This window comes from Winogradskyella bathintestinalis (assembly GCF_030407435.1).
Classification (GTDB): Bacteria; Bacteroidota; Bacteroidia; order Flavobacteriales; family Flavobacteriaceae; genus Winogradskyella; species Winogradskyella bathintestinalis.
Genome location: NZ_JASDDK010000002.1, coordinates 763646 through 787620 on the forward strand (window position 1 = coordinate 763646; position 23975 = coordinate 787620).

Here is a 23975-nt window from a genome sequence, read left to right on the forward strand (position 1 = left end):
CAATTTCTTGAAACCTTTTTTTTTGAATTCTAGAACGCAAAAATGTAGACTTGCTCATTTAAACTTAAACAGAGAGCGATTTTTAAAGAAGTCTTCTATTTCAGTTTATAACGCATGTGTTATTATAAATAAACTTCCAAAATATTTGCATCTTCAGCGTCCAATTTCAAGTTATTGATCACCGCTGGAAATAATATGGTTTCACCTTTTTGAAGTGGAAAGGACTTGTTTTCCCATTCAATTTCTACATGTCCATCCACGCACATGTAAATGACAAACGAATCTAAATCTGAATAATCCTTAGTTACAGAGCCTGATACATTTAAAATATTTGTTTTAAAATATGGAGAATGTACTAAAGTGTTTGAGGCGTTTACTTTTGTAGTATATTCTGTTTCATAATTTTCGTGATAATTATAATCAATGGCATCAAGTGCTAATTCCGTGTGTAGTTCTCTTTTTTCTCCAGTTTTACTATCCACTCTATCATAATCATAAATACGATATGTTACATTTGAAGTTTGCTGAATCTCCGCTAACAACACCCCTGCTCCAATAGCATGGACTCTCCCTGTAGGAATATAAAAGGTATCTCCTTTTTTTACCTTTTCAATATTTAATATTTCTGGCAAAGTTGAATTATTGAGATGCGCAACATAATTTTCTTTTTCTACTTGCTGGTTAAACCCAACAATTAACTCCGCATCTTCCTCAGCTTGCATTATGTACCACATTTCATTTTTTCCAAATGAATTATGACGCTCTTTTGCTAATTCATTACTTGGATGTACCTGAATAGAAAGTGGCGTCTTAGCGTCTATAAATTTTATTAACAGCGGAAAATCATTCCCAAAATTTTCATAAACACTATTACCGAGGAAATCACCTTTAAACTGACGTATTAGTTCCTTTAGTGTTTTACCTTTTAGATCACCTTTACTAACATGAGTTTCATTATCTTCTATGTCAGATATTTCCCAAGATTCCCCTATACTTTCTTTATCGTACTGTTTTCCAAGTACCGTTTTTAATTTATTGCCACCCCATAACCTATAGCTATAAACTGGTTCGAATTTTAAAGGATATAATTCCATATATTATAATTTATGTTTTTCTTATTTATTTCACTTCTACAACGGTTCTTACTCTAATATCTGCACTAGATGTACCAATTTGGATTTCAAATTTCCCGGGTTCAACCTTATATTTACGTTGCGTGGCATCATAATAGCGCAAATCCTTTTCGACATTTAATTTAAATACCACCGTTTTTTCCGTTTTCTTATTTAGTGAAATTCGTTCAAATTTACGGAGTTTTTTAATTGGCATCCATAAATCTGATTTTAAGTCTTTGATATATAATTGAACAACTTCGTCACCATCCATTTTACCTGTATTTTTAACATTAACCGACACGGTTAATTCATCATCCATTCCTAAATTAGGCTTATCAATTTTTAAATTTGAATATTCAAAATTAGTATAACTTAATCCATGACCAAATGGATAGAGGGCTTTACCTTGGTAATATCGATATGTAAAACCTTTGCCCGCTCGCATATTATAATCCTTAAAATCGGGCAACTCTGTGGTAGATGAGTAGAAAGTAACAGGCAGACGTCCTGCCGGATTGTAATCACCAAAAAGCACATCAGCAATGGCATCGCCTCCTCTTTGCCCAGGATACCATCCCATTAAAACAGCCTTTAATTCTTTATCTAAGCCTTCTAAAGCTACAGAACTTCCTGCCATTAAAACAAAGACGACAGGAGTTCCCGTTGCTATCATAGCTTTTAGGGCCTCCTGTTGAATTTTGGGCAGCTCTATTTTAGTACGATCACCACTGTAAAAACCATCTATATTAGTTCGCCCCTGCATTTCTTCACCTTCCCATGTAGCATCTAATCCGCCGACAAAAATAGCGACATCAGCATTTTTAACATCGCTCAATGTTGATGGTGACAATTCTAAATTTTGATTATTACTATCTTGCCTTACCAATGGTACCCCTTGTGCATAAGTTACATTTGCTTTGTTGCCTAATTTACTTTTAAGCCCCTCAATCACCGTTACAGGATGAGATGCTTCTCCATAATAGTTAGCACGTAAAACTTCAATATTATCTGCGTTCGGTCCAACAACAGCAATATGTTTAATTTTCTTTTTATTTAATGGTAGAATGCCGTCGTTTTTTAAAAGTGTCATAGATTTCTGAGCCATTTTTAAGGCCATAATATCATGCGTTTCACTATCATTTAAATGATAAGGAATTTGGGCATACGATACATTTTCGGGTGGATCGAACATTCCAAGCTTCATTCTAGCCAATATTAAGCGATAAATAGAACGATTAATTTCTTCCTCATCAATTAAACCTAACTCAACCGCATTTTTTAGAGACTCTTGATAAACACTTCCACAATTAAGATCGCAACCTTTTCTAACGCCTAAAGCAGCAGATTCTTCCGCAGTACTAACAATTTTGTGGTTAGCATGAATATCGTTAATTGCTCCGCAATCCGAAACCACGTAGCCTTCAAATTTCCATTTATTTCTAAGTATGTCTTCCAACAACAGCCAACTAGCACTAGCGGATTCACCATCTACACGATTATAGGCTCCCATAACTGAATAGGCTTTTGCATCGACAACTAAATCTTTGAATGCTGGCAAATAAGTTTCCCACAAGTCTCTTGTATTTGGCACGACATTAAATGAATGTCTATCGGCTTCAGGACCGCTATGAACCGCAAAATGCTTAGCAGTAGCCACTAATTTTAAATACTTAGGATCATCACCTTGCAACCCTTTAACAAATTGCATTCCCATTTGCCCTGTAAGGTAAGGATCTTCACCATAAGTTTCATGACCTCGTCCCCAACGAGGATCTCTAAAAATATTAATATTTGGAGACCAGAACGTTAAACCTTTATACATGCCGTAGTCTTTATTCCGTAAAGCTTCATGATGTTTTGCACGTGCTTCATCACTAATAATATCCGCTACTTGTTTCATCATATCTAAATCGAATGATGCGGCCATACCTATAGCTTGTGGGAAAACAGTAGCGACCCCTGCCCTAGCCACTCCGTGCAAACTTTCATTCCACCAATTGTAAGGTAAAATACCCAATCGTGGAATTGCTGGAGCGTTATTTCCGAGCTGCGCAATTTTTTCTTCCAAAGTCATTTGTTGCACCAAATCTAAGGACCGTGTTTCAAAATCCAAGGAGGTATTAAGATAGTTCGCTTTTTTATTTATCGTTTGAGCATTGGTGATAATTATATTAAAAATTAGTACAACGGTAATGCTAAAAAAGTGCTTCATAAATTTACGTAAATGTTGATTTAACTTCTTAAAAAAATGATAATAGTTGTTTCTCATTCTTAAATATTAATAAACAAATATTACATTTTTCGTTTTTTAAATTTAATAATTTATGATTTAGAAACCTTCTCAATAAAAAGATTAAACTCGGTTCTATATAATATAATAAGAACATTAACTGCAGTTATTTAATTACGTTTACACCTTTATTGATTTTAAATGAAAACGAGGACAACCGTAGTAAAAACGGATAATTACTTGCATATCAAAACCGGTTTCAAGCCCTGTTTCACTATTATAATTAGCCACACTAAATAGCTAAACAATTCACCAAGTTAATTAATTATTATAAAAATTAATCGTGACTTAATTGCCAATTAATTAAAATATTAATCGTGTCAGCGTACTTTCAATCCATATTAATCAACTAAAACTCGTGGCTTATGAAAAAAACATTTTTTCTTATTTCCTTAAGTTTAGTTTCGCTCTCTTTAATATCTGCTCAAGAGGTTACAATATCCTCTGGAGCTAAAATTCAAGTTAACGGAACAGCAAGCTTAAATGTGGACGGTTTAACAATAACTCCTTCTAGTAGTTATGAACTTACCGAAAACACACTTACCAAATCCGCTACTGCTATAGTAGTTGGATCGAATGAAAGTATGGATCGTGTATATTCCTTTACGAATCCTGTAACTAATTTTCAAGGATCAATAGTTTTTAACTACGATGATGCTGACGAAAATGGTATCGCTGACGATGATGCGGTGTTGGAGTTAAACCAAGATGGCTCTTGGACCAATTACCCAGACACTGATGGGACAGACAATATGATAACCAGTGTTATTGATAATGCTATAAACTTTTCGCAGGTAACGGCATCTTCCGCCTCTGCAACGCTAACGGTAGAGTCGATTTCAGATACTGAATTATTTAAGGTGTATCCTAATCCGGTTGTCAATGAGATTAACATTGAACATAAAAATGCTGTAGAAGTGACTATTACAAATCAATTAGGTCAACAAGTGCTAAAGACAAATCAAAAGACTATTGATTTTTCTTCTTTCGCTAAAGGTCTTTACATTTTACAAATAACCAATACAAACAAAACCAATACTAATAATTTTAAAATAATTAAACAATGAGAAAATTTACTTTATTATTAACCGCGGCATTTGCCTTTACTTTTTCTAACACTACAGATGCTCAAAATGAGTTTGATGAAGGTGTTATAAGATATGTGATAGATCAAGATGTTAACAGTCCTAATTATCAACAACCAGCTGGTTCTAAAATTTATAAATCACATACCTATGAAGGCTCTAGGAGTGGTAATGGTAACTCAAATTCGTATTTTAACAATATTGGTGATCGCTCTATTGATTTAACTTTCTCGGATGCGGATGGAAGCTTAGCCTCTGTAGGTGGTCGCGGTGGCGGAGCAAGAATGGTTAGTGCTGGATATGGTGCTTTAGGCTGGGGTTCTTTTACTGCAGGAGAAAGAACTAGAGCTGTCGGTGGCGGATCTATCGCTGTTGGTATATTAGCGCATGCTGGTAGTTTAGAAGGAGTTGGTCCTTTTGGACTTGATGGTGGTAATGCTGGTCAAGTTGCATTTGGCTGGAGAACAAAAGCTACCGGTAATGGTTCTGCTGTAATGGGTCATGCTACAACGGCTTCAGGAGATCATTCTTTTGCTATGGGTAATGGTACAACGGCTAGTGCATCAGGCGGAGTTGCTTTTGGTACATTCAATGCTACTACAGATGCTGCTTTTGTAATTGGAAACGGTTCAGATGGAGACAATCAGTCTGATGCATTTGTTGTTAACACTGACGGTTCTGCAGTTTTTGCTGGTGATGTCACTGTAAATTCAGATATGCGCTTAAAATCTAATATCATGTCTTTAGGTAGTACTGTTGCAAAATTATTACAAATTGACGGTAAGAGTTATGTAATGAAAAAGAACACTACTGAGCAAAAAATTGGTTTATTAGCACAAGATGTTCAAGCCGTTTTTCCTCAATTAGTAAAAGAAGCTAATAACGCAGAAGGTACACTTTCTGTAAACTACCAAGGTTTAATTCCTGTACTTATCAATGCTATTAAAGAGCAACAAGCAGAAATTGAAGAATTAAAGCAAATGATTAGAAGAAATTAATCTTCCCTAAATTGATAATAGCGAAATTAACCCTGCCTCCTTTTTTTGGTGGGGTTTTTTATTTAAATAAAACAACTACCCTAATAAGAATTGTCCTTAAAGAAATTAAAAATGATGAAACACTTACTGTCCATTTTACTACTTAATCTATGTCTATTTTCTTTTGGACAAGTCACGTTTAATACGGTACCCATTAATAAACAATTGGTTGCTAGAGATCTTACAACAAACTTAGGAACGGTTACCGTTGCAGGAAATGTTAATAGTTCTGGTATTAATTATGATGCTATTCAAGTGGTTATTTTACGAAATAATGTTGCTTATAGTTCAGTGACTGAGCCCCTTAATTACAGCGGGAACACAGCTGCTTTTAATATTGATGCCACTATTGCTTCTGAGTTAGCAAATTATACGATAACCATAAACGGAATAACAGCCGGAAACCCAACACCAATTAGGCAAGCCTCTGAAGTTGTTGCCGGAGACGTATTTATTGTACAAGGACAATCTAATGCTGAAGCAAATTCAAGAAATGGAAGTGCCAATGCCAACCAAAGTCCCTTTCTAAGAGTTTATGCTAGTGGAACGGAAAATGGAGGTAATTTGCAAAATAATGATAATTGGTTTTATGCAGAAGGCGACAGACATAAGGATATAGATGGTAATGCTGGCCAATGGGGCTTAAAATTAGCTCGTATGCTTATGGACGATTTACAAATTCCAATTGCTATTTTTAATGGTGCTCATGGTGGACAACCTATTGAATTTTTTCAAGCACCTAATGATTATTCAACTTCAACAGCTTCAAACTATGGTAGAATGTACTACCGTTTGAACAAAACAGGATTAAAAAACAATGTACGTGCTATATTATGGTCGCAAGGTGAAGCAAATTCCTTTGGAACGGGTTTAGCCACTCAAAGTTATGTTAACCTTTTTAATGATCTTAAAGCTGACTGGCTAAACGACTATCCGAATATAGAGCATTTCTACATGTTTCAAACAAGAGATTGCGATTGTGGTACAACATCCGGAGGACGTTTAAAAATTAAAGAAGCACAACGTCTTTTAGCGTTAAATGATGCCACTATTTCTATTATGCCAACTACGGGCATGACTTTACATAATGATAATTGTCATTATCCATACATCAACGGATATGAAAAATTTGCCAACAGAATTTATCCTCTAGTTAAACGTGATATTTATGGAGAAAGTTTCCCATCAAATATAGATGCACCAATGGTTATTTCAGCAAAACTTATGAGTCCAACTTCATTGGAAATTGAAACTGATATGCCGTTGCAATTAAACACTACAGATAATGTTACCTTACTTAATAGAATTCAACAAGATTATACTTTGAGAAATGTTGGTTCTGCGACGATAACAGCCGCTCAAGTTTCTGGTAATAAAATTATTTTTACACTTTCTACCTATCCTGGCTATGGAAGATCTTCTACAATTTCATTTATAGGTAAAAATTCGGGAAGTACGTTTAACATTACAAATACTAATGAATTAGAATTAGTTAATTTTAGTTTTTTTCCTATTGAGGATTTATCTGACAATGGAAACCCACCAGATGGAGGCAACCCTTCGGGAAACGGAAGTGATAATACCAATCCTAAAATTCTCCAACTCGAAAATGGTGGACAAATATTTGTAAAAGCCAATGCTTCCTTAAATTTGAAAGGTTTAAGATTAACCCCAAGCGTAGATTTCACATTAGACAACAATAATATCGCTACCAGATCTTTAACGGCGATAGGCACAGCACCAAATGAAAGCATGGCAAGAGTTTTTAATTTTGCCTCAGCGACTTCAGGTTTTACAGGTACAATTAGATACTATTACGATGATGTTGATTTAGGAAACATTACACATGAAGACGCCGTTTTACAAATAAAAGACGATACTGACACATGGTCGTCTTATACGGATGAAGACAGTAATAACAATAAGGTAACTTATACATTTAGCAATCCTATACAACTTAAATCGGTTACAGCATCGGCGTCAGCAACGACGTTGAGCGTTGATACTTTAACAGAAGAAATGAATATTAATATATATCCTAATCCTGTAAAATCTATTATAAATCTAGACTATAATGGTGATTTAAAAACAAAAATGTTTGATTTTTCTGGAAGATTATTATTAGAGACAGAATCTAAAACGATAGACATGAGCACCATGCCTACAGGTGTTTATGTTCTCCAAACAACAGAAACTACCACTAATAAGCAAAACAGTTATAAAGTCATTAAAAAGTAAAAAATGAGTCTTAATAATCATAATATAAAGACCACTTTTTTAATTGGTTTTATCTTACAGATATTTTTTAGTTTCAGTGTATACAGTCAGTGTAACGGTTCTGTATATAGCTGTAATAAAAGATATAATGAAGTGGCTTATTTGACCACGCATAATTCATTTAATTCTGGACAAGACGGCTTTATTCTACCTAATCAAAACAATAATATTGCGACTCAACTCAACGATGGCGTTCGCGGTTTGATGATTGATGTTTATGATAACGGAGGTACTACCGTTACCTATCATGGTTTTCCTTTCTTAGGATCAGAACCTTTATCGACTTCTTTAGAGGCCATAAAAAATTTCTTAGATAATAATCCGAATGAAATTGTTACCATAATTTTCCAGAATGACCCTGCTGTAAGCGCTAATGCTATTGAAACAGATTTTACACAGGCTGGTTTAATGGATTATCTCCATACTCAAAACAGGCTTACGACTTGGCCATCATTACAAACCATGATAGATACCGATAAGCGTTTAGTGATTTTTAATGAAGTAAATAATGCTGGTGTAGGGCAAGATTGGTACCATCATATTTGGGATTATGCGGTAGAAATTAATTATGGAACAGTAAATTGTGATTACAACCGAGGGAATCCTTTAAATGGATTATTCGTTTTTAATCATTTTGTTACTTCAGGTACAGGTACGGCAAATACAACTGAAGCTCAAATGGCTAATTCAAATCCATTTTTTATAAATCATGTCATGCAATGCCAAGACGAAAAAAATAAATTTCCTAATTTCATTGCTGTTGATTTTTATGATCTTGGCAACACAATGGATGTGGTTGGGATATTAAACGCATTAAATATTGAAAGTGGTGGTAATAATGACAATGGCAACTCACCTGGCTATGGGAGCGATAATACCAACCCCAACGTACTTCAATTAGAAAATGGTGGTCAAATTACTATCAAAGCCAATGGCTCGTTAAACTTAAAAGGATTAAAGTTAAAACCTAATGTAGATTACACATTGGTTGCAGATAATATGTTAACGAGGTCTTTGGATGCTCTAGGTTCCGCACCTAATGAGAGTATGGCAAGAGTTTTTAATTTTAACTCAGCTGTAAACGATTTTACAGGTGAAATTATTTATTATTATGACGATGTTGATTTAGGAAATATAACACACGAGAACGCAGTTTTACAAATTAAAAATGATTCAGATATTTGGAATAGTTACGAAGATGAAGATACAGACAACAACCAAATCACTCATACTTTCGAGAGCCCTATTCAACTAAAATCTGTTACCGCTTCTGCTTCAGAAATAACACTAGGAGTTAATCCGGTCATTGAAAATATGACAATTTCAGTATTTCCAAATCCGGTAACCTCAGAATTGAATATTAAATATGAGAACAATTTAACAACAACTATAATTGATTTTCTTGGACGACCTGTAATCACAACACCGTCTAAAACAATAAACATGTCTAGTCTGCCTAATGGCATTTATATCGTGAGAATGACAGACATGTTAACGAATAAAACTAATAGTTATAAGGTTATAAAACAATAGCCTTATTGAATTGTTATTTTAATTTCTTTTGCAATAGCATCAGAAGCATTTCCTACATAAATGATATAATCGCCTTTTTCGATCTTCCAATCTGAAATAGATTCATCGTAGAAGGCGAGATTATCAACATCGAGTTTTAGGTCTATTTTTTTAGTTTCACCAGGTATAAGGTTTACTTTTTTGAATCCTTTTAATTCTTTTACAGCTCTATTTATTTTAGAATTTACCTTACCGACATAAACTTGTACCACTTCTGCACCCTCAGAATTTCCAATGTTTTTTAACGTTGAACTCACGTTGATAGTATCTCCAACTTGATACGATTTCTTATCTGTTTTTATGTCGTATTGCTTAAATGTTGTATATGATAAACCATGACCAAATGCAAAAAGAGGATCTATATTTTTAGTATCGTGCCAACGGTAACCCACTAAAATATCTTCTTTATAGTATTGAGTTTCTCCATTACCAGGATAAGACAATTCACCATAAAAATGAGCAGCATTATCAGACAATTTCTTTGGAAACGAAAATGGCAATTTTCCTGAAGGGTTAACCTCCCCACTTAGAACAGAAGCCAAAGCATGCCCTGCTTCACTACCCAAATACCATCCTTGCACAATGGATTTTACCTTAGACTGCCACGGCATACTAACGGCATTTCCACTAATTAAAACAACGGCTATATTTTTATTAATCTTGGCAATTGCTTCAATTAATTCGTCTTGGTTATAAGGAAGATTATAATGTTGTCTATCTGCACCCTCACTATCTTGAGAGTGATTTTTGTTAAGACCTCCAAAAAATAATACAACATCTGCTTTTTCTGCTATTGATAATGCTTCTATCTTCAATTCGCTATTTCTTTTATCATTATCATCTGAAGTATATCCTGCAGAATGCATAATTTCAGCATTTGCATATTGTTTTTGCAAACCTTCGAGTGGTGATATTTCGTTTGCTACTTTTAATTCTGAAGAACCTCCTCCAATGGTCATCGATTTTGTAGCGTTTTCACCGATTACTGCAATTGTCATTTTAGTTGAAACATCAATTGGTAAAAAATCGTTGTTATTTTGCAGCAACACTATACCTTCTGTAGCCACATTGTATGCGGTATCTAAATGTGCCTGATTGTTAATACTGCCAAACGGACGATTTTTATCTAACGAAGTTCTATACATTAATCGCAATATTCTCCTCACTTTATCATTTAAAATACTTTCGTCTACTTCACCATTAACTATTTTATCTAAAAAGGGTTTGGCCAAAAAATTATTATTGTAGGCTAAACGTTTTGGTAGATTATCATGTGAAGGGGTGCCCATTTCAATGTCTAATCCATTATAAATCGCTTCTGTAACATCGTGAGTACCTCCCCAATCTGAAATTACTACTCCATCAAAGTTCCATCTATTTTTCAAAATATCATTAAGTAAAATATCGTTGTGGCAACAATGCTCACCTCTAAATTTATTATAAGCTCCCATTATAGACCACGCCTTTCCTTCTTGCACAGCTGCTTTAAAGGCTGGCAAATAAATTTCGTGCAATGCTCGGTCACTGACTTCAACATTAATATGACCTCGCCAATGTTCTTGATTATTAAGCGCATAATGCTTAACACAAGCCGCAACACCATTGTTCTGAATGCCGTGTATATATGGCACCACTAGCGTTGAGGCCAAAAACGGATCCTCTCCCATATATTCAAAATTTCGACCATTCAATGGTGTTCTGTATATATTGACCCCAGGGCCTAATAACACATCTTTTTTTCTATAACGTGCCTCTTCACCTAAACAAACTCCATAAGCTTTGGATAACTCTGGATTAAAAGTAGCCGCTAAACACGTTAAGGCCGGAAAGGCGGTAATGTAATCATTTGTCCAATTGGCATAATCTCAATTATCCCAATTCATTTCTGCTCTAATACCGTGAGGACCATCGGACATCCATAATTCAGGAATGCCAAGTCGAGGAACTCCTGGCGAGCTAAATTTCGATTGTGCATGGCACATCGCTACTTTTTCTTCTAAAGTTAAAAGTGACAGAATGCTATCTATTTTAACTTGTAAGTTTTGTTCGTTTCGATTTGAATTTTGTGCTTCAGAATTTGAAATAAATAATAAAAATACTCCTATCGATAATATAAATTTAAGAGTATTTGTGAGGAAATTTTGACTTAAGCGAGTGGTCATTAGTTTGGGTAAATTTAGTTGGAAATTCGTTCGTTACAATTTAGAAATAATAACTACTTTTCTGTTTAAAGATAGCGTCTTTTGCTTGAAAAACATTTGTCAAATCCATAATATTTAAAGGTATTTTCGTTGTCCTTTTTTAAAAAATTGACAAAAAATCAATAATTAATAATTATGAGACTAAATATTTTATTATGTTAAATAATATTTAATTAACTTCGTTCACTCTTAAAAAAAAACCCCTAATAATATTTTTCAATGTGCAAAATTCTATTTAGAATATTACTCATTACATCTGTTTTATTTCCATCCTTATTAATCGCTCAAGGCATAGAATTTAATTCTAATGATAATTTAATTTCTAATAGAACCTCTTATAATGTATTTGAATACAACCAACCAAAGTTTACAGGAGCGTTTAGTTTTAAATTTAGTTTATCTATAAACGATCCGTTAAGTTTTGGTTACATTTCTTCTATTAAAAATAAAGAAAGTGAAAATTCTTATTCAATATCTTATATTAATACTTCACCCAATTCTGGACAGATAAAATTTAATTTAGATGCTGTAAAGAATATTTTTACAATTCCGATTGAAGCCGAACGTTTAGGATCGAAACGCTGGATCGATATTACTATTCATTTTAATTCTAATGAAAACAACATCGAACTTATAGTCAACAATAAAAGTTACCTGTATGAAGAGTGTGTGTTTCAAAACAGTATTGTACCAGAAATCTATTTTGGTAAACATCAAAATGTAATTGAAGTACCTTCAATGAGTATAAAAAATTTACACATTGAAAATGGCGGTGAAAATTATGTGTTCAATTTTAATGAGAGCAGCGGTGAAGAAGTTTTTGATGAGAATGGCAAACGTTATGGCAAAATATTACACGCTAATTGGCTGATAAGCAACTCATATTACTGGAAGCATAGATATTCTTTTACATCAAAAAAAGTGATTTCTGTGACTTACGATGAAAAGAATCAAAAATTTGTTTTTCTAAAAGATGATGCACTCACGGTTTATGATTTTAGAAAAGAAGACACCATTAAAAAATTACTGAAAAACAAGTTGCCTGTACCAATGCGTTTAGGCACAAGTATTCTAGATTGTGATGCCAACAAACTATATGTTTATGAGGTCAATGATGTAGCTGACAACGGAGCTACAGTTGCTCATATCGATTTGGATAGTTTGGTCTGGCGAGTAAATAGTACAGAGCAATTACCTACACAACGGCATCATCATAATGCCATTTTTAATAAGAGTGAAGATGAGTTAATTATTTTTGGTGGTTTTGGAAATCAAAAATTAACTAACAATTTCAATACATTTAATTTAACTACCAATAAATGGAATTTACAACGTTTTAAAGGCGATACTATTAGTCCGAGATATTTTTCTGGGTCCACAAAAATTAAAGACACTGAAATTTTATTATTCGGTGGCATGGGTAATAAAACCGGAGATCCGAGTATTGGAAAAACTTATTATTACGATTGTTACAAGGTCAATCTTGAAACAAAAACCATTAAAAAGCTTTGGGATGTTAAACGAGAAGACACCAATATGGTTTCGAGTCGTAACATGGTTTTAACCACAGATTCTACAGCATTTTATACGCTATCTTATCCTGAATATATTGCAGCAACGCATCTTCAATTATATAAATACGATATAAAAAATGGCGACTACCAAATATTGGGGGACTCTATTCCTATGGTCTCAGAGCGCATTAGAACAAATGCTAATTTATATTATAACAAACAAACTGAAGAACTGTTTTGCGTTGCTCAAGAATTTGAACTCGACGGATCCAACAAAGTCAATATTTATTCTATAAATGCACCACCTGTTTCAAAAGCAGTTATTTATAAAGCAGAAAATAAAAAAAGCACTAGTAAAAATTTAGTAATTATTATTTTACTTATTTGTATTCCTATTTTATTAATTGCTATTTACTTTTTAAAAAGAAAGAAGAAACAGAAAGAAATCATTTCAGACCAAGTAAAAATTATTGAGAATTTTAGTGTAGCGGATAAAACCCCGACAAAAACACCAAATTTTGTATCTGTATTTGGTGATTTTACAGTCTTTGACAAAAACGGGAAAGACATATCTTATATGTTTAGTCCAAAAATAAGACAGCTCTTTTTATATCTATTTTTTAATAGTAAAAAAGACGAGCAGACAGGAGTCACTTCTGAAAAATTGCATACCACGCTTTGGCCAGATAGTACTCCACAAAAAGCAAAAAATTTAAAAAACGTTACTCTCAATCAATTACGAAATATTCTGAGAGAATTAAGTGATATTGAAGTTATATACTCTTATGGCCACTTTTATATGGAGTTTGGAGATGCTTTTCACTGTGATTATTTTGATTTCAACACACAACTGAACCTTGTAAAACAGGACTCTCTAGACACTAATTCTCTTACCAAATTTGTAAAATTAGCACGATCAGGAAAATTTTTAAAAGCTATTAATGATGAATGTTTTGATAAAATAAAAGAAAATTTCGAATATGAAATATTAGAAATAATTCCTAACCAACTGAAACGCTTTTATAAGGAAAAAAACTATACTTCTGTAATTGGTTTAACTGATATACTATACAATATTGATTCTATTAGTGAAATGGCATTCTATTATAGAATGCATGCGTATAATAAGATGGGCATGATAGAGAAAGCTAAAAAACACTTTAATAATTTTAACTATAGATACAAAAAGTTAATTGGTGATGATTTTCCGCATACGTTTAATGAGGTTTTAAAAAAAATACCAAAACATTTATAATCTAAATACGCTATTGTAATTGCTTGAATACTCAATATATTTCTACGTTATAACCCGTTGTATCTTTAATGGTCTTTAGTAAGTAACTATGAAAATTCACGGCATGAAACGGATAGCATTTTAAACTTCTAAGAGATCTGGAATTGACAGTCTTAGGTAGTAATTAACTCATCGCAATTCCCTTTTAGTCTTTTTCAATTTATGGGTTGACGGTGTAAATCAACTGTCCGTTTTCACGATGACTATTACCTTCAGACGGTAAAAATGTTGAGATTACTAATTTACCATCTTCAATTGAGGTTATACTCGGATTTGCAAAAGAGGTTGATTTATTAGGAGTCTTTAAATCTAACTCTGTGTAAAAAGCGCCATCACCAATTAAAAGTTTCCAAGTACTAAAATCGTTCTTTTTTATCTGTGCTTCTTGTAAAAGAAATGATTGTCCTAAATTATTAAAACTATAACGCCCACCAATATTACCTTTAAAACCCATAGCAATAATATTTTTGTTTGTGAGTTCATCTTTCCAGGCTTTCCAATCTTTAAAATCTTTTAAAATGCCTATTGCCTGATAATCTACATCGCCTTTGTTATAATAATGAAACCCTATGAGTAAATGTGATTCTTCTGGAGTTCCTCCTATTATTTCTCTAATATCAGGTGTGCCCTCAGCAAAACGAGAAAATGATTTGCTTAATGAAATATCTTTTTCAGACTGGTTTAAAATTAATTTTTGATAAGATTCATAAAATCGAACCTGTATATTATTTGAACCCTCTTCTTTATCTTCCTCATTAACTAATAAGTATCCATTTCCCCATTTTTTTATATCACCCTGATGCGATCTGTTTCCAAGATTTGTAATTCGTGTCCACGACTTTAAATCATTACTTCCTGCTAAGTATAGCATAAAATGATTTTTAGAAACCATGCTATGATATACACCTAGATATTTATAATCGGCTTCGTCTGCTTTTACAATTCTAAGAACTTCTGTAGTACGCCTAAGATCATCTTTAACTTGAAAGTACCCGTTGTCAGTATCAACAGAATTCATTTTAGAAATTAACGCCATATTTTTTTTAGGCAGCCACCATTGGTTAGCCAATTGCAAATTTTTATAAGTTGAAAAACTTTTTAATGTTGAAAGTGAATAATCAGTTTTTTCAGCATTTAATGTTACAACCGTTTGTTTTAAATCGGTATGTAAAAATAATTGGATCTCTTGACGTGTTCTTAAGTCAGATTCTAATATAAATCGGTAAGCTAAAGCCGTTGAAGACAATTCTTCATCAGATACTTTTATAAGTTCATTTTCTGAAATTTTAGTACGGTCCGCAATTTTAGAAATTAAAATGTGTCGTAATGATTTATAAGAACTTCTATAAATTTCAGGAACACTTAACCAATTATTATGCAATAGTGTTTTTACTAACACTGCTTTATTACGGTTTTTCACATTTATGTCTTCTATCCCCTCATTAGATTCCACTTTCAACAATGCGTGGTTTTGCTTATAGTGATTATAAGTAAATCCGACTGAAACAATAGAAAATAAAATTAATAGAATAAATAAATACTTCTTCTTCATCAAGGTATTATATTAATTAAGAGTTGTAAACGACGATGCAGGTAAGCCTTCAATATTAAAAAGTGTTGGGACTGCTTTATCTCTCCAAGCATAACGCACATACATTGGGTTGTTAACGCCTTGAGCTTTAACAACTATTTTATTATTTACTATTTCGGCTTCAGCCATAACAAATTTTTTATCTGCACCCGCAATTTCAAAACCGTACAAATTGCCTTTCGCCTTTAGTCCACTGCCTTTAAAATCAAAATCAATAATCAGTTTATCTTCGGAAATTTTCACACTTTTATACAATGGTCCAGAGGACACAATATTCTTCCCGTAATTATTATCCAAAGCCAAACCTGCCAATCGGAAACCGACGTCTTGTTTGTTGGATGGATGAATATTATTATAATTACCAATATCTAATGTCACTGCCATTCCTGTATTTCTGGTTTTTAAAGTGAGACGTTGCGCATCTCTCAATTTTTGGGATTTATCGAGCCTGACGTCTTTATTGGAATGGTATTGATATGGAGCGAGTTGTGTAAAATAAAATGGAAAATCGGAATTCCATTCAGTACGCCAATCTTCAATCATCGCAGGAAACAAATGCTTGTATTGTTCTGCCCTACCTACATTTTCTTCGCCTTGATACCAAATAGCACCTTTTATAGTAAAAGGTTGTAACGGATGAATCATGGCATTATACAATACACTTGGTATTTTAGGATGCATTTTTGTTATTGTTGCGCGTTCTGCAAAATCTGTAGATTCCAAATCATAAACATAAAAATGGTTGTTATGAATTTCTGCAACAAGTCTATATTTCCAATTGCCGTTTAGAGTGATTTGGTTTCCTTTTTTGTTTTTTAATATCATATCACCAGAAAATGACCCTGGACCACCAGCATCAATCGCTCGTATCGCAATAGTGTTTTTTCCGTTTACTAAAATAGATTTCGGAACTGTAAATTTTCGCTTCGTTCCAGAATGTCCGTGCCCCATAAATCCACCTACATAATGTCCGTTGATATACGTGGCATCCATATCATCAATGGCACCAAGCTCTAGTGTATAATCGGAACTTATATCATCGATAAAAACACTTTTACGAAACCAAATCGCACCATCAATCTCACCTTCCTTTAAGTCATCGAAACGGCCTGGCAGCATTTTATAAGACCAATTAGAATCGTTATAATCTTTTTCAGCCGCTTTTAAATCTTTAAAATTTAAAGATTTCCAATCTTCATTAGAATTTGGCTTGGTTGTTGTATCCCATTTAGAAAACCACTTATCAATCGTTTTCTGATGATTTTGAATATCAACCTGCTCTAAAGCAGCATCAAAATCTCCTAACGTTTTTAATTTTGGTTTGCTGGTCCAAGCCTCAGCTGGAGTTCCGCCCCAACTGGAATGAATAATCCCAATAGGTACATTTAATTCTTCATATAAGCGTTTCGCAAAAAAGTAAGCCGTAGCACTAAAGTCTTTAGCGTTATTAGGAATTGCTGTTTGCCAGTTTCCTCGAATATCGTTCAAAGGTTCCATACTCATGTTTCTCTGAACTGTAAACATTCTGATATTTGGATGATTAGCTTTAAGAATTTCTTCTTCAGAATTATTTATAGCATCATTTGGTGGCCAACCTTTAAGTGGCATTTCCATGTTGGATTGCCCAGATGCCAACCAAACTTCACCAATCATTATATCTTTTAATAGCGTTTTAGTCGTATTTGAAGAAATAGTTACCGTAAATGGACCTCCTGCTTTTGGTGTTTTTAAATTAAGTTTCCAATTACCATTGCCATCGGTTTTGGTATCAGCTTGTTCTCCCCAACTTCCTATAACGGTTACTTTTTCATTAGGAATGTAAGTTCCCCAGAATGCGACATCGTCATTTTGTTGCAACACCATATGATCTGAAAACAAAGCATTGAGCTGTAACGGTTGTTGTTGCGCATGACTATTAAGCATAAAAGAAAATATAACAATAAAACTTAAAAATGAAATTTTGAACATAATTTTTAAAAATTCAAATAATGAAATTATACGTTAAATTTTTTGAATGCTAATCGTCCATACATCGCTATTAAAATAAAGCAACAGAGTGGCAGAATGAAAGAAAAATTAACCTCAGAAACTCCCATTATTGTAGTATCCGCAACACCATTACCACCAGCATCAATAATTACACCTTGTAACATTGGCAATAATGCACCACCAACAATAGCCATAACTAAACCTGCAGAACCCACTTTTGATTGTTCTTCGGTTAAATCGTTTAGAGCAATGCCATAAATCGTAGGAAACATTAAAGACATACAAAAAGAGATACCAACTAAACAATACAGACCTGCCATACCTTGAATAAACATGGTTCCAACAACACAGGCTGCAGCCAATAAAGCAAAATACATCAATAATTTACCCGAACTTAAAAAACGTAACATCGCCGTGCCTATAATACGACCTACGGTAAATAAAATAAAGGCTATTAATTGATAAAAGAAAACATCTACTTTTTCATATCCAACCACATCTACATTGGCTAAATCAATCGCTTCTGCATATTGGTAAATATACGTCCATGTCATGATTTGCGCACCGACATATAATATTTGCGAAACGACACCTAAAACATATTTTTTATTCTTTCCTAATTCACTAAAGGTTTTGCCAAGACTTGGCATACTACCTTCTGCTTTGGATTGTGGCATTTTTATAACTAAGAACAAAATAAAAACGGCTAGAATTACCAAACCTAAAATCACGTAAGGATCTCGGATTACCGCTAAATCTGATACTCTAATCAATGTTCTTTTAGCTTCATCTAACGCGCTGAAATCCGTAATATCGTCCGATTGCAGTTTATCATACACAAAATATTTTGCAATTAACAGGCCTGCAATTAAACCTACAGGATTTACAGATTGTGCTAAATTTAAACGTTGGGTCGCTGTTTTTTTAGCTCCCATTGCTAAAATATATGGGTTTGCTGCTGTTTCTAGAAACGCCAATCCAAACGTTAAAATGTAAAGTCCCAAACAAAAGAACCAAAATTTCTCAGTTATAGCTGCTGGATAAAATAATAAAGCGCCTCCTGCATATAACGCTAAACCAATAAGAACACCAACTTTATATGAATATTTACGCATTAATATAGCAGCTGGTAATGCCATGCAAAAATACCCCCCATAAAATGCCATTTGTACCCAAGATGCTTGAGTATTTGACAACTCTAAAACTTTTTTAAAAGCGTTGACCATTGGGTCGGTTACCGCATTAGCAAAGCCCCACAAGGCAAAAAGTGATGTAACTAATATAAATGGAATTAATACTTGTTTTGAAACTACTGGTGTCTTCTCAGTTACTTCAGGAATGTCGTTATTCATGATTTAGGTTTAAGATTCTATTTATTTTCTGAACTCATAGAGTAAGGTCTAGAAGACTTTGATGTATTCAATTTCTTATTAGGTTGGTCTTTCATTTCAAATGAAAAGTTAGAACCATTCATTAAATCCTCATAAGTGATATAACTTTTAGAATATTTTTTACCATCCTTAGATATACCATTGATATAAATATTGTCTTTTGAATTATTGGAAGCGTCTATTTCCACGGTTTTTCCATTTTGAAGATGCATTTTTATTTTCTTAAAGACTGGACTTCCTAACGCATACTCTCCTGTTCCTGGCGTCACCGGATAAAAGCCCATAGCAGAAAACACGTACCAAGCAGAGGTCTGTCCGTTATCTTCATCACCGCATAAACCATCTGGTGCCGATGAATATAATTTATTCATAATGTTTCGGGCGTGTTCTTGAGCTTTCCACGGTTCACCTAACCAATTATACAAATAAATAGCATGCTGAATAGGCTGATTCCCATGTGCATACTGCCCCATATCCCCAACTAACATTTCCGTTATTTCGTGTATTTGTTGCCCATAATAGGAATCGTTGAATGTTGGTGCCGCTGTAAAGACTTCATCTAATCGATTACGCATTTTATCTATGCCTCCAAAAGAATTCGCTAAACCAATTGGATCGTGGAATACACACCAAGTCCAGTGCCAAGAAGAACCTTCTGTAAAGGCATCTCCCCATTTATCTGGTGTAAATGTTTTTGCCCAAGTACCATCTTCATTTTTTCCACGCATAAATCCAATTTCAGGATCGAACATATTCTTGTAGTTTAAACTGCGCTTCTTGTACAAATCAATTTCCGATTGTGGTTTGTTTAATGCTTCTCCTAATTGAGACACACTCCAATCTGCAAACGCATATTCTAATGTACGTGCTGCATTTTCGTTTACTCCAACGTCATAAGGAATATAGCCTAATTCATTATAATGTTCAGCTCCAAAACGACCTACAGAACTTACAGGTCCTTTATGATTACTATTTTTTACAATGGCTTCATACAAAGTTTCAATATCATAGCCTCTAATGCCTCTTAAATAAGCATCGGCGATATTTATGGCAGAATTAGAACCAATCATACAATCGCGATGTCCTGGACTTGCCCATTCTGGCAACCAACCACTTTCGTTATAGGTATTTACCAAACCTTGCATTACCTCGCTTAAATATTCAGGATACATAATGGTAAAAAATGGAAATACAGCTCTAAACGTATCCCAAAACCCATTGTCCGTAAACATATAACCAGGCAATACCTGTCCGTTATATGGACTGTAGTGCACAATGTCGTTATTGGCATCTAGCTCGTAAAATTTCCTAGGAAATAAAAGCACCCGGTATAATGCTGTGTAAAATGTTCTGTTTTCTTCAAGCGTACCGCCTTCAACTTCAATTCTACCTAATTCTGCATTCCAAGTGGCTTCAGCTTTAGCCTTTGTTTCATTAAAAGTATCGTTTCCTATTTCACGACTTAAATTTAATTCGGCTTGTTCTAAACTTATAAATGAAGACGCTACTTTCGCATTAACTATTTCTCCATCTTTGGTTTTAAATGAAATGGCCGCACCAACATGATAGCCTTCAGCTTCTAATTTTTTGTTTAAATGACTATTTTCAACTTTACTGTTTTCTTCTGATTTCCAAGTTTGAACGGTTTCAAAATCCTTATCAAAATGAATGACAAAATAGTTATGAAAATTAGTTGGCACACCACCTGTATTATTACGACAGTAACCTATAATTTTTCGTTCTTCAGGAATCACTTTAACCATTGAACCCATAAAAAAACCATCCACTAAAATGTGTGAATTATCAGATTCTGGAAATGTAAATTGAAATTGTGCACCACGTTCAGTTGGTGTAATTTCTGTAGTTACATCGTAATCTGCTAAATAAACTTTATAATAATGTGGTTGGCTTATTTCAGCTTTATGCGAAAACCATGAGGCACGTTCATCTTCATTAATTTTTAAGTCTCCAGTTTCTGGAAATAATGAAAATGCTGCATAATCGTTTATCCAAGGACTCGGTTGATGCGTTTGTTTGAAACCTCTAATTTTATGAGCATCGTAAGTGTAGCCCCAACCATTTCCCATTTTGCCAGTTTGAGGTGTCCAGAAATTCATTCCCCAAGGTGTTGCAATTGCTGGATAAGTATTTCCATTTGAAAGTTCAAATGAAGAATCGCTACCAACTAATGGGTTGACATAATCTACATAAGAGACGTCTGTATTTTCTTGATTCTGACTTTGAACGCTTATGGTTATTGCCACAAATAGCAGAAAAAATATGTTATCTATTCTCATAAATTTTAGTTTTCAATGATTCATTAATATAATTTAGATTTCGGACGATCTTCATCTTTTTCACCAAATTCCTTGTTGGGTTTATTTCCCATAACGAACTTTAAAGTACCACCTTTCATAATTTCCTTATGCGTAATAAATGCTTTTGTATGGTTTTTACCGTTTAAAGTCACCGACTGGATATAGATATTCTCTTTACTATTATTTTCGGTTTTCACAGTAAACACTTTGTTTCCTTCTAATTTTATTGTTGCTTTATCAAATAAAGGCCTTCCAAAAACGTACATGCCATTGGCAGGATTTACGGAATAGAATCCCATAGATGAAAGCACATACCAAGCAGACATCTGACCACAATCTTCATTTCCACTTAGTCCGTCTGGTTGGTCGGTATATAATTCAGTTAAGATATAATCTACATTGTCTGCAATTTTATATTGTGCTCCTGCATAAGCATACATGTAAGTGGTGTGATGACTTGGTTCGTTTCCATGAGCATATTGCCCTATTAAACCTGTAATATCAATTGAAGCACCTTCTTCTTGTTCTGAAGACATGCTAAATAATTCGTCTAATTTTTCAATATATGGCTTATCTCCTCCTAATAATTCTATTAAACCTTCTGGATCTTGAGGTACCAACCAAAGGTATTGCCACGCATTTCCTTCACAGTAATCATTGACTCTATGTTGAGCAGAAACCGGATCGAAAGGTGTTCTCCAAGAACCATCGGCAAGTTTTCCTCGCATAAAACGGGTTTCTTCATCAAAATAAGCCTTGTATCCTTTAGCGCGTTCTGCGAAGTATGCTGCATCTTCGGTTTTGCCTAATTTTTCTGCTAATTTAGAAATTGCCCAATCTGCAATGGCATATTCCATAGCGCTTGCTACAGATTCTGGCCCATGGTCTGCAGGAATATATCCATACTTCATTAAATCCTTAACACCAGGCTCAAAATCACCTGTTGCAGAAACTTTAATAGCATTATAAACGCGCTCGCAATCGATGCCTTCAAATCCTTTTAAGCAAGCATCAACCACCACAGGAATTGCAGAATAACCAGGCATAGTATTGGTTTCATTACCACGTAAATGCCAAACCGGAAGCTTTCCTTGTTGCTCAAAAATCGCCAACATTGAATTAACTATATCACTCATACGCTCAGGTTGCGTAATGGTATATAATGGATGAGCTGCCCTATACGTATCCCAAAGTGAAAACAAGGTGTAGTTTGTAAAACCAGGATCATCGTACACCTTTTTATCAGTACCTCTATATTGCCCGTTAACATCGCTAAAGAGATTCGGTGCAATCATCGTATGATACATCGCTGTATAGAATATTTTCTTCTTGCTTAAATCTGGTGTTTCAATCGTAATCTTTTCGAGCTCTTTATTCCATTTCTTATCGGCTTGTTCCGCTATTTTATCAAAATCCCAATGTGGTATTTCAGCTTCAATGTTTTCCAAAGCGTTTTCAGAACTTACAGGAGACACTCCTAGTTTCACATAAATGATTTCGTTTTCGGTGGTTTCAAATTCAAAGAAGCCTTTCATGTATTTGCCTTGCTTTTCAGTTCCTTTTACTCTATCATTTCTATCATAAAGCACAACATTTGTTGCGGGTTTAGATAATACTAAAGTGAAATATTCTCTTTGATCCGCAGCCCAACCTTTTGAAAAACGATACCCTTCAAAAGTGGTTTCATTAATTTGTTTGATATATGTATCTACTGTGATATCGGAATTTCCTTCTGTTAAATCTATAATAACTCTAGCTTGCTTTGATTCCGGAAATGTATATCTGTGCATTCCTACACGTTCAGTAGCAGTCAATTCTGCTTTAATATTGTAATCGTCTAAGACCACTGAGTAATAACCTGGTTTTGCCACTTCAGTATCTTTCGAATACAAAGATGCAAAGGCATCATTAGGATGATCTTGGTTTCCCGCCCAAATTTTACGTTTTCCAATCGATGGCATAACTATAAAATCTGATAAATCGGTCATTCCTGTTCCACTTAAATTTAAGTGAGTAAATCCTTTAATTATACTATCTGTATGATGATAAGAAGACGACCAATCCCAACCTTTATAAAAGTTACTTGGACCAACTTGAACACCTCCGAAAGGTACATTTGCACCTACAAAAACATGCCCATGACCGCCAGAACCTATAAATGGATCTACATATTGTGTTAAGTTTTTGTCGGTATTTTTCTTCTTATTTGTTTTGTTATTTTTCGCACTCTGACATGAGGCAAGTGTACTAATTGCAATTAGTAATAAAAATGTGCATTTTTTGAAAAGCATTGTGTTCATA

General features: G+C 34.0%; 12 protein-coding genes and 1 pseudogene. 5 read left to right on the forward strand and 8 right to left on the reverse strand.

The window, feature by feature from the left end; all coding sequences use genetic code 11:
• Positions 1-122: 122 nt before the first annotated feature.
• Together QMA06_RS08325 and QMA06_RS08330 are read right to left on the reverse strand one after the other, a co-directional pair.
• Positions 123-1094: a type I phosphomannose isomerase catalytic subunit gene (locus QMA06_RS08325; RefSeq protein WP_290206406.1), complete on the reverse strand. Its 972-nt coding sequence runs from the start codon at positions 1092-1094 to the stop codon at positions 123-125.
• Positions 1095-1119: 25 nt separating this feature from the next.
• Positions 1120-3327 carry a glycoside hydrolase family 3 protein gene (locus QMA06_RS08330; protein WP_290206407.1) on the reverse strand — a complete coding sequence of 736 codons (2208 nt, stop codon included), beginning with the start codon at positions 3325-3327 and terminating at the stop codon, positions 1120-1122.
• A gap of 443 nt (positions 3328-3770) precedes the next feature.
• Between QMA06_RS08330 and QMA06_RS08335 the strand changes: the two genes are divergently transcribed.
• The 4 genes from QMA06_RS08335 to QMA06_RS08350 all read left to right on the forward strand — a co-directional run bounded on the left by QMA06_RS08335 (position 3771) and on the right by QMA06_RS08350 (position 9337).
• Entirely contained in the window at positions 3771-4472 is a 702-nt protein-coding gene (locus QMA06_RS08335) for a T9SS type A sorting domain-containing protein (RefSeq protein WP_290206408.1), read from the forward strand.
• Complete coding sequence (locus tag QMA06_RS08340; protein WP_290206409.1) at positions 4469-5488, forward strand: tail fiber domain-containing protein; 1020 nt, start codon at positions 4469-4471, stop codon at positions 5486-5488. Before QMA06_RS08335 ends, QMA06_RS08340 begins: the two co-directional genes overlap by 4 nt.
• Positions 5489-5602: 114 nt before the next feature.
• Positions 5603-7765: a sialate O-acetylesterase gene (locus QMA06_RS08345; RefSeq protein WP_290206410.1), complete on the forward strand. Its 2163-nt coding sequence runs from the start codon at positions 5603-5605 to the stop codon at positions 7763-7765.
• 3 nt (positions 7766-7768) lie between these two features.
• Positions 7769-9337 carry a phosphatidylinositol-specific phospholipase C domain-containing protein gene (locus QMA06_RS08350; RefSeq protein ID WP_290206411.1) on the forward strand — a complete coding sequence of 523 codons (1569 nt, stop codon included), beginning with the start codon at positions 7769-7771 and terminating at the stop codon, positions 9335-9337.
• Positions 9338-9339: 2 nt separating this feature from the next.
• Here QMA06_RS08350 and QMA06_RS08355 read toward each other — a convergent pair.
• Positions 9340-11538, reverse strand: a pseudogene (locus QMA06_RS08355) (beta-glucosidase).
• 258 nt (positions 11539-11796) lie between these two features.
• Between QMA06_RS08355 and QMA06_RS08360 the strand changes: the two are divergent.
• Positions 11797-14346: a Kelch repeat-containing protein gene (locus QMA06_RS08360; protein ID WP_290206412.1), complete on the forward strand. Its 2550-nt coding sequence runs from the start codon at positions 11797-11799 to the stop codon at positions 14344-14346.
• Between the two features lie 199 nt (positions 14347-14545).
• Here QMA06_RS08360 and QMA06_RS08365 read toward each other — a convergent pair whose 3' ends face one another.
• Genes QMA06_RS08365 through QMA06_RS08385 form a run of 5 tightly spaced genes read right to left on the reverse strand, consistent with a single transcriptional unit; the run spans position 14546 to position 23974 of the window.
• Positions 14546-15937: a hypothetical protein gene (locus tag QMA06_RS08365; protein WP_290206413.1), complete on the reverse strand. Its 1392-nt coding sequence runs from the start codon at positions 15935-15937 to the stop codon at positions 14546-14548.
• 12 nt (positions 15938-15949) lie between these two features.
• Positions 15950-17944 carry a sialate O-acetylesterase gene (locus QMA06_RS08370; protein WP_290206414.1) on the reverse strand — a complete coding sequence of 665 codons (1995 nt, stop codon included), beginning with the start codon at positions 17942-17944 and terminating at the stop codon, positions 15950-15952.
• Between the two features lie 26 nt (positions 17945-17970).
• A complete protein-coding gene (gene fucP / locus QMA06_RS08375; protein WP_290206415.1) occupies positions 17971-19317 on the reverse strand; it encodes an L-fucose:H+ symporter permease in 1347 nt (448 codons plus the stop codon).
• A 17-nt stretch (positions 19318-19334) separates the two neighbouring features.
• The gene (locus QMA06_RS08380; RefSeq protein WP_290206416.1) at positions 19335-21653 is read right to left on the reverse strand and encodes a GH92 family glycosyl hydrolase; all 2319 of its coding nucleotides are present in this window, start codon (positions 21651-21653) and stop codon (positions 19335-19337) included.
• Positions 21654-21676: 23 nt separating this feature from the next.
• Positions 21677-23974: a GH92 family glycosyl hydrolase gene (locus tag QMA06_RS08385; protein ID WP_290206417.1), complete on the reverse strand. Its 2298-nt coding sequence runs from the start codon at positions 23972-23974 to the stop codon at positions 21677-21679.
• Position 23975: the final 1 nt, after the last annotated feature.

Bases quoted from the DNA above. Each gene is read 5' to 3' on its own strand.
- QMA06_RS08325 (WP_290206406.1), bottom strand. From the start codon at position 1,094: ATGGAATTATATCCTTTAAAATTCGAACCAGTTTATAGCTATAGGTTA.
- QMA06_RS08330 (WP_290206407.1), bottom strand. From the start codon at position 3,327: ATGAAGCACTTTTTTAGCATTACCGTTGTACTAATTTTTAATATAATT.
- QMA06_RS08335 (WP_290206408.1), top strand. From the start codon at position 3,771: ATGAAAAAAACATTTTTTCTTATTTCCTTAAGTTTAGTTTCGCTCTCT.
- QMA06_RS08340 (WP_290206409.1), top strand. From the start codon at position 4,469: ATGAGAAAATTTACTTTATTATTAACCGCGGCATTTGCCTTTACTTTT.
- QMA06_RS08345 (WP_290206410.1), top strand. From the start codon at position 5,603: ATGAAACACTTACTGTCCATTTTACTACTTAATCTATGTCTATTTTCT.
- QMA06_RS08350 (WP_290206411.1), top strand. From the start codon at position 7,769: ATGAGTCTTAATAATCATAATATAAAGACCACTTTTTTAATTGGTTTT.
- QMA06_RS08360 (WP_290206412.1), top strand. From the start codon at position 11,797: ATGTGCAAAATTCTATTTAGAATATTACTCATTACATCTGTTTTATTT.
- QMA06_RS08365 (WP_290206413.1), bottom strand. From the start codon at position 15,937: ATGAAGAAGAAGTATTTATTTATTCTATTAATTTTATTTTCTATTGTT.
- QMA06_RS08370 (WP_290206414.1), bottom strand. From the start codon at position 17,944: ATGTTCAAAATTTCATTTTTAAGTTTTATTGTTATATTTTCTTTTATG.
- fucP (WP_290206415.1), bottom strand. From the start codon at position 19,317: ATGAATAACGACATTCCTGAAGTAACTGAGAAGACACCAGTAGTTTCA.
- QMA06_RS08380 (WP_290206416.1), bottom strand. From the start codon at position 21,653: ATGAGAATAGATAACATATTTTTTCTGCTATTTGTGGCAATAACCATA.
- QMA06_RS08385 (WP_290206417.1), bottom strand. From the start codon at position 23,974: ATGAACACAATGCTTTTCAAAAAATGCACATTTTTATTACTAATTGCA.